9 protein-coding genes are annotated in these 12664 nt (G+C 75.2%); 7 read left to right on the top strand and 2 right to left on the bottom strand.

The annotated features are described in order from the left end of the window. Positions 1–465, bottom strand: coding sequence for a hypothetical protein (locus tag EV378_RS32325; RefSeq protein WP_132431441.1), 465 nt, complete (start codon positions 463–465; stop codon positions 1–3). A 139-nt stretch (positions 466–604) separates the two neighbouring features. On the opposite strand from EV378_RS32325, the gene recC reads away from it, so the two are divergent. The 3 genes from recC to recD are packed head-to-tail and all read left to right on the top strand — an operon-like array spanning position 605 to position 9449. Next, positions 605–4009, top strand: coding sequence for an exodeoxyribonuclease V subunit gamma (gene recC / locus EV378_RS32320; protein WP_132431440.1), 3405 nt, complete (start codon positions 605–607; stop codon positions 4007–4009). Next, positions 4006–7452, top strand: coding sequence for a UvrD-helicase domain-containing protein (locus EV378_RS32315; RefSeq protein ID WP_132431438.1), 3447 nt, complete (start codon positions 4006–4008; stop codon positions 7450–7452). The genes recC and EV378_RS32315 overlap by 4 nt, the downstream gene beginning before the upstream one ends. Beyond that, positions 7449–9449, top strand: coding sequence for an exodeoxyribonuclease V subunit alpha (recD, locus tag EV378_RS32310; protein ID WP_132431436.1), 2001 nt, complete (start codon positions 7449–7451; stop codon positions 9447–9449). The genes EV378_RS32315 and recD overlap by 4 nt, the downstream gene beginning before the upstream one ends. Here the strand turns inward: recD and EV378_RS32305 are convergent, their stop codons facing one another. Continuing rightward, positions 9450–10181: a DedA family protein gene (locus EV378_RS32305; protein ID WP_132431434.1), complete on the bottom strand. Its 732-nt coding sequence runs from the start codon at positions 10179–10181 to the stop codon at positions 9450–9452. It abuts the gene before it with no gap. A 164-nt stretch (positions 10182–10345) separates the two neighbouring features. On the opposite strand from EV378_RS32305, the gene EV378_RS32300 reads away from it, so the two are divergent. From EV378_RS32300 to EV378_RS32285, 4 genes are read left to right on the top strand one after another with little or no spacing between them, the layout of a single operon-like run. Further along, positions 10346–10834: an NUDIX hydrolase gene (locus EV378_RS32300; RefSeq protein ID WP_132431432.1), complete on the top strand. Its 489-nt coding sequence runs from the start codon at positions 10346–10348 to the stop codon at positions 10832–10834. Between the two features lie 28 nt (positions 10835–10862). Then, positions 10863–11117 (top strand): Rho termination factor N-terminal domain-containing protein, encoded by a 255-nt coding sequence (locus tag EV378_RS32295; RefSeq protein ID WP_132431430.1) that lies wholly within the window; start codon positions 10863–10865, stop codon positions 11115–11117. 27 nt (positions 11118–11144) lie between these two features. Further along, positions 11145–11915: a 5-formyltetrahydrofolate cyclo-ligase gene (locus EV378_RS32290; protein WP_132431428.1), complete on the top strand. Its 771-nt coding sequence runs from the start codon at positions 11145–11147 to the stop codon at positions 11913–11915. Beyond that, entirely contained in the window at positions 11912–12424 is a 513-nt protein-coding gene (locus EV378_RS32285; protein WP_132431426.1) for an O-acetyl-ADP-ribose deacetylase, read from the top strand. Before EV378_RS32290 ends, EV378_RS32285 begins: the two co-directional genes overlap by 4 nt. The last annotated feature ends 240 nt before the right edge of the window (positions 12425–12664 follow it).

The raw sequence follows: 12664 nt of genomic DNA, 5'->3' as shown, positions 1-12664 counted from the left end.
TCAGACCCTCCGTGCGACGACCCGCCGCCACACCAGCCAGCCGGCCAGCACCAGCACCCCGGAGCCGACGGTCGAGACGGTCTGGTCGAACGGGACGTCGTAGGAGCGCATGGGTATGCCGACGGCCATCGCGGCCACGTAGTACGCCACCAGCGCCACCGCGGCCTCGGCCATCTGCCTGCCCGTCGCGGACCTGTGCGCGGTGACCGCGGCGCGGCGGTAGACGATCCACCCGCACACCGCGATCACGACGAGCCCGAGCAGCGGGACGCCCCACTTCGTGAACCAGCCGTTCCACCCCGGGACCTGCGTGCGCAGGTCGGACACCAGGGCGAGCGCCAGCACCACGGCCGCGGCGACGACCGCGAACCAGAGCGGCGAGCTCTCCCGCGCGGCGATCCTCGTGACCTCTCCCCTGCGCCGTTCCACCTCGGTGAGCGCCGCCCGTGCCTGCTCCTCGTCCATGACCCCTCCCCCGGTTCGGAAACTTTCCCGTGCAGGAAGTTTCGCAGATGGTGTCCGCGTCGGCAACCTTTCGACCGGCCGTTCGCAGGCGTGAACACCCGGTCCGTTTCTGTCGGGGACCGCCGATAGCGTGACTCCCGTGCTGGAGCTGCATCGGGCGGAACGCGCGGACACCCTCGTGGACGCGCTCGCCGGCGTGCTCGCCGAACCGGCGGAGGACCCGTTCGCGCCGGAGATCGTCGCGGTGCCGGAACGCGGTGTCGAGCGATGGCTCGCGCAGCGGCTGTCGCACCGGCTCGGCGCCGTCGACGGCCGTGGCGGCGTGTGCGCGAACGTCCTGTTCCCGGCGCCTGCCGCGTTGCTCGGGGAGATCGTGGACGCGGTCACCGGGACGGATCCCGACGAGGACCCGTGGGCGCCCGGCCGGGCCGTGTGGCCCCTGCTCGAGCTGATCGACACCGCGGCCGCGTCCGGGGACGAGCGGTTCACCGGACTGTCCGCGCACCTCGCGAACTCGGGGCACGGTCGGCGGTACGCGCTGGCCCGGTCGCTGGCCGGGCTGTTCGGCTCGTACGCGATGCACCGGCCGGCGCTGCTGCGCGCGTGGGCCGGCGGCCGGGACGAGGTGCCGCCGGACCTGCGGTGGCAGCCGGAGCTCTGGCGGCGCCTGCGCGCCACGCTGAGGGTGGACGGTCCGGCCGAGCGACTGGACCGCGCGGTCGCCCTGCTGGGTGAGGACCGCGAGATCGACGTGCCGTCGGCGGGCGGGGTGCTGCCGCGCCGGCTGTCGTTGTTCGGGCCGACGCGGCTCGCGGCGGAGCACCTCGCGGTGCTGGAGGCGCTCTCGACGCACCGGGACGTCCGGCTCTGGTTGCCGCACCCGTCGCCGGTGATGTGGGACGAGGTCCGCTCCGACGGCGGCCCGCTCCCGGTTCCTCCGGCCCGGGCCGCCGACGCCGGCGCGCGGCGGGTGCGGAACCCCCTGCTCCGGTCCCTCGGGCGCGACGTCCGGGAGCTGGCGCTGCGGCTCCCCGCGGCCGGTCCGGGCGTCGCCGACGTCCACCATCCGGCGGCGGAACCCGGCGGGACGCCGACGCTGCTGCGCAAGCTGCAGGACGCGCTGCGCGACGACGCGGCGCCGGTGCCGCCCGCCGAGCGCCCGGTGCTCGACGGGCGCGACCGCAGCGTCGTCCTGCACTCCTGCCACGGGCCGGACCGGCAGGTCGAGGTGCTGCGCGAGGCGCTGCTGGGTCTGCTCGCCACCGACCCGTCGCTCGAGCCGCGCGACATCGTCGTGATGTGCCCGGACATCGAGGTGTTCGCCCCGCTGATCACGGCGTCGTTCGGGCTCGCCCCGGAGCCGGGCGCGCCGGGCGAGCAGCCGGGGCCCTCGCGCGACGAGCTGCACCCCGGGCACCTGCTGCGGGTACGGCTCGCGGACCGGGCGCTGCGCCAGTCGAACCCGCTGCTCGGCACGGTCTCGACGCTGCTGGAGCTGGCCGGGTCGCGGCTCACCGCGTCCCAGGTGCTGGACCTGGTGGCGTCCACACCGGTCCGGCGCCGCTTCCGGCTGGACGACGAGGCGTTGGAACGGATCTCCCAGCTGGTCACCGAGGCGGGCGTGCGGTGGGGCCTCGACGCCGGGCACCGGGCGCCCTACAAGCTCGGCGGGTTCGCCCAGAACACCTGGCAGGCGGGCCTGGACCGGATGCTGCTCGGGGTCGCGATGGCCGAGACGCCGGGGGCGCCGGCGTGGCTGGGCACGGCGCTGCCGCTGGACGAGGTCGACTCGTCGCGGGTGGACCTGGTCGGGCGGCTCGCCGAGATCGTCGACCGGCTGTCCACCACGTTGGACGCCCTGCGGGGCCCGCAGCCGCTCGACGCCTGGGTGACCGCCCTGGAGGAGGGCTTGTCCGCGCTCACCGACACGTCGCCGTCGGACGCGTGGCAGCGGGCCCAGGCACACGCCGAGCTGTCCGACGTCCTGCGCACGGCCGGGCCCCAGGCGTCCAGCGTGCCGCTGGACCTGCCGGACGTCCGCGGGCTGCTGGCCGAGCGGCTGCGCGGGCGCCCCAGCCGGGCGAACTTCCGGACCGGGACCCTGACCGTCGCGACGCTGGTGCCGATGCGCGCCGTGCCGCACCGCGTCGTGTGTCTGCTGGGCTGCGACGACGGCGTGTTCCCCCGTGCCGGCGTGCCGGACGGGGACGACGTGCTGGCCCGCGACCCGGTCGTCGGCGAGCGGGATCCGCGGGGTGAGGACCGCCAGCTGCTGCTGGACGCGATCTGCTCGGCAACCGAGCACCTCGTCGTCGTGGGGTCGGGGGCGGACGAGCGGACCGGTGCCGAACGCCCGCCGGCGGTGCCGATCGGGGAGCTCTTCGACGCCGTGGACGCGACCGTCCGCACCGCGTCCGGCGAGCGCGCGTCGGACGTGCTGCGGGCGCGGCACCCGTTGCAGCCGTTCGACGGCCGCAACTTCTCCCGCGGCGAACTGCTGGCCGACGGTCCGTTCAGCTTCGACCGGGCCGCACTGCGCGGCGCGCGTGCGGCCGCCCGCGAGCGGGAACCGTTCGCGCTGTTCCCTCCCGAGCCGCTGCCCGACGTCGTCCCCGCCCCGGACACGGTCGAGCTGGAGGACCTGGCGCGGTTCGTGGAGCACCCGGTCCAGGCGTTCCTGCGGCAACGCGTCGGGATGACCCCGCCGGGCGAGAACCCCGAGCCGGACGACGCGATGCCGGTAGCGCTGAACGGGCTGGACAGGTACCGGATCGGCGACCGGCTGCTCGCGGACCGGATCGCCGGCGCTCCGGCGGACGCCGCGGCGCAGGCGGAGTGGCGGCGCGGCGAGCTGCCCCCGGGCGGGGTCGGGCGGACGCTGCTCGACGACATCACCGGGCTCGTCGACGGTCTGGTCGCGGCCGCCGCGGAGGTCGGTGCAGGGGAGGCCGGGTCACAGGACGTGCTCGCGGCGCTGGACGGAACCCCGCTGGAGGGGACGACGGTCGCCGGGACCGTCCCGGGGCTGCACGGCGACACGCTGGTCCGGGTCGAGTACTCCAGCCTCAAGCCGAAGCACCGCCTGCGGGCGTGGGTGCAGCTGCTCGCGCTCACCGTGGCCCACCCCGACCGCCCGTGGACGGCCATCACGATCGGCCGCGGTGGCGGGTCGGTCGCGCGGTCGCTGCTCGGCCCCGTCGATCCCCCGCTCGCGCGGACGACGCTGGCCGACCTCGTCGAGCTGCACCGGGCCGGCCTGCGTGAACCGCTGCCGCTGCCGATCGAGACGTCCCACGCGTACGCGGAGATCCGGCACCGGGACCGTCCGGTCGGGCTGGCGACGGCCCGGGCGCGCACCACGTGGGCCGACGGCGACCTGGGCGACTGGGCCAACCGCGCGACCGCGTTCGTGCACGGCGACCGCGCCCCGTTCGACGTGCTGCTGCGCGGTGCGGGTGCGGGTGGGGAGCCGACCCGGTTCGGCACGCTCGCCATGCGGTTGTGGGCACCACTGCTGGACCACGAGCGGAGGGACGTCCGATGAACGACCTGCTGTCGGCCGAGACGTTCGCCGTGGACGGCCCGCTGCCCGAGGGAACCGTCGTCCTGGAGGCCAGCGCCGGGACCGGCAAGACGTACACGATCGCGGCGCTGGCGACCCGCTACGTCGCCGAGGGCGTGGCCGGGCTGGACCGGCTGATGCTGGTCACGTTCGGCCGGGACGCGACGCAGGAGCTGCGCGAACGCGTCCGGGAACGGCTGTCCGGCACCGAGAGGGCACTGGCCGCGGTGCTGGCGGCGGGTGGGGACCTGGCCGCGGCGCCGGATCCCGCCGATCCGGTCGTGGCGTTGCTGTCGCGCGGCGACCTCGACGAGGTGGCCCTGCGCCGGGAGCGCCTGGCCGCGGCCGCCGCCGGGTTCGACGCGGCGACGATCGCGACCACGCACCAGTTCTGCCAGCAGATGCTCGCCGGGCTCGGGGTCGCCGGGGACAACGACCCGGACGCGGAGTTCGTCGAGCAGATCGACGATGTCGTCACCGAGGTCGTCGACGACTTCTACCTGCGCAAGTACGCCGCGAAAGGGGCGGGACGGCCCCTGTTCAGCCGCGACGACGCCGTGGCGCTGGCCCGCGCCGCCGTCGCCGACCCGCAGGCCGAGCTGGAGCCGTCCGGTGCCGACCCCGGTTCCGCGGCGGCCACCCGGTACTCGTTCGCGTCCGCCGTGCGCACCGAGGTGGATGCCCGCAAGCGCCGGCTGCGCCTCTACAGCTACGACGACATGCTGACCCGCCTCGCGCGGGCGCTGCGCGACCCGCTGCGGGGGCCGGCGGCCCGGGAGCGGCTGCGGTCCCGCTTCTCGGTCGTGCTCGTCGACGAGTTCCAGGACACCGACCCGCTGCAGTGGGAGATCCTGGAGCTGGCGTTCCACCACGCCCCCGGCACGACCCTGGTGCTGATCGGCGACCCGAAGCAGGCGATCTACGCGTTCCGCGGCGCCGACGTGCAGAGCTACCTGCAGGCGGCGCACCAGGCCGACCGTATGGCCACATTGGACACGAACCGGCGCAGCGACTCCGCGCTGCTCGACGCGCTCGAGGCGGTGCTCGGGCAGGCCGCGCTCGGTCACCAGGACATCCTGGTGCTGCCCGTGAAGGCCCACCACGCCGAACGGCGGCTCGCCGGGGCCCCGTCGGACGACCCGGTCCGGTTGCGCGTCGTGGACCGGGACCGGATCGGCGCCGACGACGGCGGACTCGCGAAGGTGGCGCAGGCGCGGCCGGTGGTGGCGCGTGACGCGGCGGCCGACCTGTCGGAGCTGCTCGCCTCCGGCGCGACGTGGGACGGCAAGCCCTTGCGCCCCGGGCAGATCGCCGTCCTCGTGCGGACGAACGCGCAGGGCGTGCAGATCCGGGACGCGTGCACTGGGGCCGGGGTGCCTGCCGTGCTCGGTGGCACGGCCAGCGTGTTCGCCACCGCGGCCGCGACCGACTGGCTGACGCTGCTCGAGGCCGTCGAGCTGCCGCACCTGTCGCTGCGTCTGCGGTCCGCCGCGCTGACCCGCTTCGTCGGGCTCACCGTCGCCGAGCTGTGCGGCCCGGACGCCGACCGTCTGGTCGACGAGCTCGGCGCGGACCTGCGGGCCTGGCACACGATCCTCGCCGAGCGGGGCGTCGCGGCGATGCTGGAGGCGGTGTTCGCCCGCCGCCACCCCGCCGAGCAGCTGCTGCACCGCCCGGACGGCGAGCGGGACCTGACCGACCTGCGCCACGTCGGCCAGGTGCTGCACTCCGCGGCGCTGGAGCGGCGCCTCGGCCCGACCGCGCTGACGGAGTGGCTGCGGCACCGGATCGGCGAGGCGGCCCGGGACACGTCGGCCGAACGGAGCCGCCGGCTGGAGTCGGACGCGGACGCCGTCCAGATCGTCACCGTGCACCGCTCCAAAGGCCTCGAGTTCCCGGTCGTGTACCTGCCGTTCGCGTGGGACCGGTGGGTGAACGAGAAGCCGGCCACGCTGCTCTACCACGAGACCGTCGCCGGCCGTCCGGTCCGCAAGCTCGACATCGGCGCACAGCGCGACGAGGAGCACACGAAGCGCCACCTCGAGGAGGAGTCCGGCGAGGACCTGCGCCTGCTGTACGTGGCGCTCACCCGCGCCTGCAGCCAGGTCGTCACGTGGTGGGCGCCGACGACGACCACGAAGGCCTCCGCGCTGCACCGGATGCTCGTGGGCCGGCCCGAGCCGGGTCACGGTCCGCCCGCCGCCGTCAAGGTACCGGGCGATGCCGTTGCACTGCAGCTGTTCCGCGAGCGTCTCGCCCCCGCCGGGGTGTCGGTGGAGACGCTGTCCGACCGGGATCCGGTGCCACCGGTGACGGCCGGGGAGCGCGACGAGCCGCAGGTCGCGGAGTTCCGCCGGGAGCTGGACACGGCGTGGCGGCGGACGTCGTACACGGCGCTGACCGCCCGGGCCCACGCCGCGCACCGCGCCGTCGACGCCCTCGACACGGCCGACGACGAGCCGGAGGCCACCACCGCACCCGGCGTGCTCAGCGAGCCGGAGCAGGAGGGAACGGTCGACGAGCCGGACACCGGGCCTGGTTCCGGCCCGGTCGCCGTGGGCGCGGCGTCCATGCCGTCCCCGATGGCCGACCTGCCGCTGGGGGCCGACTTCGGCACGCTCGTGCACGCCGTGCTGGAGAACGTCGACACGAGGACGGCGTCCGGCGGGGACGCCGCCCTGCGCGCCGAGCTCGTCGACCGGATCACCGAGGAGCTGGGCCGCCAGCCGTCGGCCGTCGAACCGTCGGAGCTGGCCGACGCTCTGGTCCCGGTGCTGCGCACGCCGCTCGGGTCACTCACCTCCGGGCGGGCACTGGCCGACGTCGTCCCGCGCGACCGGCTGTCCGAGCTGGAGTTCGAGCTGCCCCTGGCCGGTGGGGACACGCCGTCCGGTGAGCTGACGCTGGCCGCCGTGGGAGCCGCCGTCGCGAGGCGTCTCGGTCCGGACGACGTGCTGCACGGCTACGCCGACGCGCTCGACTCCCCCGACCTCGCGGGCCAGCCGCTGCGCGGCTACCTGACCGGCAGCATCGACTCGGTTCTGCGGGTCGACGGGCGCTTCGTCGTCGTCGACTACAAGACGAACTGGCTCGGCCCGCAGGGACCGAGCGGGCGGGTCCCGCTGGTGGCGGCGCACTACACCGCGTCGGCGATGCGGGCCGCGATGGTGGACGCGCACTACCCGTTGCAGGCCCTGCTCTACGCCGTCGCGCTGCACCGCTACCTGCGGTGGCGGGTGCCCGGCTACGCACCGGAGACGCACCTCGGCGGCGTCGGGTACCTGTTCCTGCGCGGCATGTGCGGTCCGGCCACCCCGCTCACCGGCGAGGGCGAGCTCTCCGCGCCCTGCGGGGTGTTCGCCTGGCGCCCGCCCGCCGCGCTCGTGTCCGACCTGTCCGACCTGCTGGACGGAGTCCCCGCGTGACCGCCACCGACGCTCCCGCCACGACACCATCGCGGCCGGAGCGCGACCCGTACGGCCCCCGTGTCGCCCGCACCGCGACCGGGGTGCTCGCGCTGTTCAACGAGGCCGAGGTGCTCGCACCCGGCGACGTGCACGTGGCCCGGCGGCTGGCCCGGCTCGGCGGGCGCGGTGACCCGACCGGCCTGCCGCCCGGTGGATCCGCCGAGCCGGAGTCGGTCGTGCTCGCCGCGGCGCTCGCCGTACGCGCGATCCGCAGCGGCTCGGTCTGCGTCGACCTGACCGAGGTGCGCGAGACCGCCGCTCCCGAGGGCGAGGTCGTCGTCGACGTGTCGACGCTGCCGTGGCCGGAGCCCGCCGCGTGGCGAGCGGAGTGCGCCGCCAGCCCGCTCGTCGCCGACGGCGAGCACGCCCCGCCCGGGTGCCCGCTGCGGCTGGTCGGGAACCTGCTCTACCTGGAGCGGTACTGGCAGGAGGAGGAGCTGGTCCGCACCCAGTTCCAGCAACGCTCCGGCCCGGTCACCGCCGTCGACCCGCAGCGGCTGCGGGCGGCACTGGACCGCCTGCTCGGAGAACCCGGTGCGGAGCGCCAGCGGCTGGCCGCCGCCGTCGCCGCGCTACGTCCGGTCAGCGTCGTCGCGGGCGGGCCGGGCACCGGGAAGACGACCACGGTGGCACGGCTGCTGGCCGTGTTGCACTACCTGCACGGCGCCGTCCCGGGCAGGCCGCCACTGCGGGTCGCGCTCGCCGCGCCGACCGGGAAGGCCGCCGCGCGCCTGACGCAGTCGGTCACCCACGCCGTCGGCACCATGCCCGAGGCGGACCGGGGCGCGGTCGCCGGCACGTCGGCGTCGACGCTGCACCGGCTGCTCGGAGCCAGGGGAACGACCGGCCGCTTCCGCCACCATCGCGGCAACCGGCTCCCGCACGACGTCGTCGTGGTCGACGAGACGTCGATGGTCTCGCTGACGATGATGGCGCGCCTGCTCGACGCCGTCCGGCCGGACGCCCGCCTCGTCCTCGTCGGCGATCCCGACCAGCTGGCGTCCGTCGAGGCGGGCGCCGTGCTCGGCGATCTGGCTCTGGCACGAGGTCCGGAGGAACCCGAACTGCAGGACGCGCTGGTGGCGTGCGGGGCGTTCCGCGCGGACCGGCGCCCGCTCGGATCCGGCGCGGAGCAGGCCGCCGCGGGACCCGGCGAACCGTGTCCGCCGCAGAGAGTGGAGCACGGGGTCGTGAGGCTGACCCGCAACTGGCGGTTCGAGGGCACGATCGCCGCGTTCGCCGCCGCCGTGCAGGGCGACGACGCCGACCGGGCCGTGGAGCTGCTGCGATCGGGCTCTGCCGAGCTGTCGTTCGTCGAGGCCGATCCGGAGACGGTCGGTGCGGAGGGGCTCGCGACGCTGCGCGCCGAGGTCGTCCGGGCCGGCGGCGACCTGATCGGCGCGGCGTCCGAGGGAAACGCCGAGCAGTCGCTGCGGGTGCTCGACGAGCACCGGTTGCTGTGCGGGCACCGCCGCGGTCCCCACGGCGTCGCGCGCTGGACCGGCGAGGTCGAGCGCTGGCTCGCCGCCGCCCGGCCCGGCTTCGACGCCGAGGCCCCCTGGTACCCCGGCCGACCCCTGCTCGTCACCGAGAACGACTACGACCTCGACCTGTTCAACGGCGACACCGGCGTCGTCGTCCGGACCCCGGACGGCCGCCGCGCGGTGTTCTCCCGCGACGGCGTCCCGACCGGGTACGAGCCGGCCCGCCTCGGCGCGGTCGGGACGGTCTGGGCGATGACCGTGCACCGCAGCCAGGGCAGCCAGTTCAACGCGGTGACGGTCGTGCTGCCGCCGCCCGACTCGCCCGTGATGACGCGCGAACTTCTCTACACCGCCGTCACCCGCGCCCGGAAACGCGTCCGGCTGCTCGGCACGGAGGAGGCGGTCCGGGCGGCGATCGCCCGTCCGGCGGGGCGGGCGAGCGGGCTGCGGGAGCGCCTCGCCGTCCGGTGATCAGGCCGGGGTGACGAGGCGTCGTCTCGCCCGGCGGTTGGCCAGGAACGCGACCACCGCGATGAGCCCGATACTGATCCACGACGCGTAGGAGTCGATCACCAGCACGACGTCCACGGCGCTCTGCCCCATGCCGTACCCGAGCCCGGCGACGATCCCCGTCATGAGCAGCGCCCCGAGCAGGTCGAACAGCAGGAACGTCGCGATCCCGACCCGGCTGAGCCCGGCGAGCGCGAACAGCGCACCGGCCGGCATGCCGGGCAGCGCTGCGCCGACCAGCACCGCACGCAGCACCCACGGCGGCCAGGCCCGGACCCGCGCGACGAACCGCTGGGCCCGCTCCCCCGGCGCGAACATCGCGACCACCCGCTCGCCCCACCGCCGTCCGGCCAGCCAGAACAGCCAGTCGAACTTGGCCATCCCGACCACGCCAGCGAGGACGACCAGCCACAGCGAGGTCTCGCCGATCCGGGCGAACGCCGCGCCCGCCCCGATCGCGGACAGGCCGCCGGTCACGAACTCCACCAGAACCGGGTGCGAGGCGAGAAGCAGCGGACGCAGAGGCAACGTCGCGATCGCGAACACGATGACGCCGACGATCAGCCAGAGAAGGACCGTGTCGCCACGACGGGCCGGCCCGTCCCACGGCAGCGCGTCCCGCCACGTCCCGGTGGCCGCGCGGGGCCCGGCCGGCGCGGCGGCCTCCCGGTCACCGGTGGTCGCGTCGTCCATCAGTCTTCCCTCCCGAGACGGGCACGCCGCCGACCGTAGGCAGCCGACGGAGCCGGTGGGGCCGTCTCCGGGGGAACCCCCGGAACTACTGGGCGTCCGACCAGAAACCGGGGCCTACTAGGGTCCGGCGGGGGTTCGGGTCGTCGACAACGACGGGAGGTGCCATGGCTCCGGTGACCAGTGCCGGTCTGCTGCTGCACCGGCGCGGCGAGTTCGGTGTCGAGGTGTTGCTCGGGCACATGGGCGGGCCGTTCTGGGCGCGCAAGGACGAGGCGGCCTGGTCCATCCCGAAGGGCGAGCACGGCCCCGACGAGCAGCCGCTGGACGCCGCGCGGCGCGAGTTCACCGAGGAGATCGGCGCTCCGCCGCCGGACGGCGAGGCCGTCGACCTGGGCACGGTGCGGCAGTCCCGCAAGATCGTCGCCGCGTTCGCTCTGGACGGCGCCGGGTTCACCGGCGCCGAGGCCGTCGCGGACCGCACCGACGACGGCAGCTGGGTGGAGATCGAGTGGCCTCCGAGGTCGGGCCGGACGCTGCGCTTCCCGGAGATCGACCGAGCCGAGTGGTTCGACCTGGACACCGCGCGTCAGAAGATCGTCAAGGGTCAGCTGCCGCTGCTGGACCGGCTCCTCGACACCGTCGGCATCGGTTGATCCGCCGGATCGCGGGTACCCGACGGGCATGGCGAGCAGCATCAAGGACGAGAAGACCTACGAGGCCCTGCGCGACGAGGGCGCGTCGAAGGAGAAGGCGGCGCGGATCGCGAACGCGTCGGCCAACGAGGGGCGCTCGACGGTCGGCAAGCGCGGTGGCGAGGCGGGCACCTACGAGGACATGACCAAGGAGCAGCTCTACGAGCAGGCCAAGAAGGTCGGCATCGACGGCCGTTCGGACATGACCAAGGAAGAGCTGATCGAGGCCCTGCGCGACCACTGAACGTCGGAGCCCGGGACACTGGGAGGCGTGAGACGCCACGACCGCGACGCCGGCGGCGACGCCGAGGTCCTGGAGCGCAAGGCCGCGCTGCGCGACGAGGTCTGGACGGCCCTGACCGAGGCGAAGGTGGCGCGCTTCCCCGGCGCCCGGAACCGGATCTCCAACTTCACCGGCGCCGAGGCCGCCGCCCGTCGTCTGCGTGAGACCGACGCATGGGGAGCCGCGCGGACCGTGAAATCCAATCCGGACTCCGCGCAGCTCCCGGTCCGGCAGTACGCCCTGGAGGACGGCAAGACCGTCTACATGGCCGTGCCGAAGCTGGCCGAGCAGGACCCGTTCTTCCTCCTCGACCCGGACCACCTCGCGGACCCGCCGCGCAAGGCCGTGTCGATCAAGAATGCCACCCGGTCGGCACGGAGGGTGGCGGTGGACGAGCTCGAGCCGGTCGGCCTCGTCGTGACCGGGTGCGTCGCCGTCGGCGAGGACGGGGCGCGCCTCGGCAAGGGCGGCGGGTTCGCCGACCTGGAGTTCGCGCTGGCCCGCGAGGCGGGACTGATCGGCGACGACACGCTCGTCGTCACGACCGTGCACGAGCTCCAGGTGCGTGCGGCGGGCGAGATTCCGTGGGCGTCGCACGACGCGCCCGTCGACCTCGTGGTGACGCCGGACCGGATCGTCGACTGCCGCGAGCACCGGCGGGAGCGCCCGTCCGGCGGCATCGTCTGGGAGTCGCTGACCGACGAGAAGATCGCGTCGATCCCGTTGTTGCGCAAGCTGTCCGAGGAGGTTCGTAGATGACCCGGATCGTGACGGAACTCGGTGACATCACGGAGGCCCGGGTGGACGCCGTGGTGAACGCCGCGAACTCGTCGCTGCTCGGCGGCGGTGGCGTCGACGGCGCCATCCACCGACGCGGCGGACCATCGATCCTGGCGGCGTGTCAGGAGCTGCGCGACGGCGACTACCGGGACGGGTTGCCGACCGGGCAGGCCGTCGCCACCACCGCGGGCGATCTCCCGGCCCGTTGGGTGATCCACACCGTCGGTCCGGTGTACGCGACGTCGGAGGACCGGTCGGACCTGCTGGCCTCGGCCTACCGCGAGTCGCTGCGCGTCGCCGACGAGCTCGGCGCCCGCACCGTCGCGTTCCCCGCCGTCTCGGCCGGGATCTACGGCTGGCCGGTCCCGGACGCCGCACGGATCGCCGTCACCACCGTCCGCGACGCGGGCGCGCAGGTCGAGGAGGCGCGTTTCGTCCTGTTCAGCGACGACGTGCTGCACGCCTTCCGGGACGCCGCCGGCGCCTGACCTGGCGCCTGCCCCACCGCACCGCATCCCGCCGCACCGCATCCCGCCGCACCGCATCCCGCCGCACCGCATCCCGCCGCACCGCATCCCGCCGCACCGCATCCCGCCGCACCGCATCCCTCGTCGGCGCGCCGCACCCCTCCTCGGCGTGCCGCACCCGTTGCAGCCGGTGCGGCACGCCGACGCGGGGTGCGCGAGCTGACCGGATCGGCCCGGTAGCGGCCCGTGCGGCCGTGTCGG

It is taken from the genome of Pseudonocardia endophytica (assembly GCF_004339565.1).
GTDB classification, from domain to species: Bacteria; Actinomycetota; Actinomycetes; order Mycobacteriales; family Pseudonocardiaceae; genus Pseudonocardia; species Pseudonocardia endophytica.
The sequence above is the reverse complement of the archived record's forward strand: the minus strand, read 5'-3'. Positions and strand labels throughout refer to the sequence as shown.

Coding starts and splice junctions, on each gene's coding strand:
- EV378_RS32325 (WP_132431441.1), bottom strand. CDS start 465: ATGGACGAGGAGCAGGCACGGGCGGCGCTCACCGAGGTGGAACGGCGC.
- EV378_RS32315 (WP_132431438.1), top strand. CDS start 4,006: ATGAACGACCTGCTGTCGGCCGAGACGTTCGCCGTGGACGGCCCGCTG.
- EV378_RS32295 (WP_132431430.1), top strand. CDS start 10,863: ATGGCGAGCAGCATCAAGGACGAGAAGACCTACGAGGCCCTGCGCGAC.
- EV378_RS32305 (WP_132431434.1), bottom strand. CDS start 10,181: ATGGACGACGCGACCACCGGTGACCGGGAGGCCGCCGCGCCGGCCGGG.
- EV378_RS32300 (WP_132431432.1), top strand. CDS start 10,346: ATGGCTCCGGTGACCAGTGCCGGTCTGCTGCTGCACCGGCGCGGCGAG.
- EV378_RS32285 (WP_132431426.1), top strand. CDS start 11,912: ATGACCCGGATCGTGACGGAACTCGGTGACATCACGGAGGCCCGGGTG.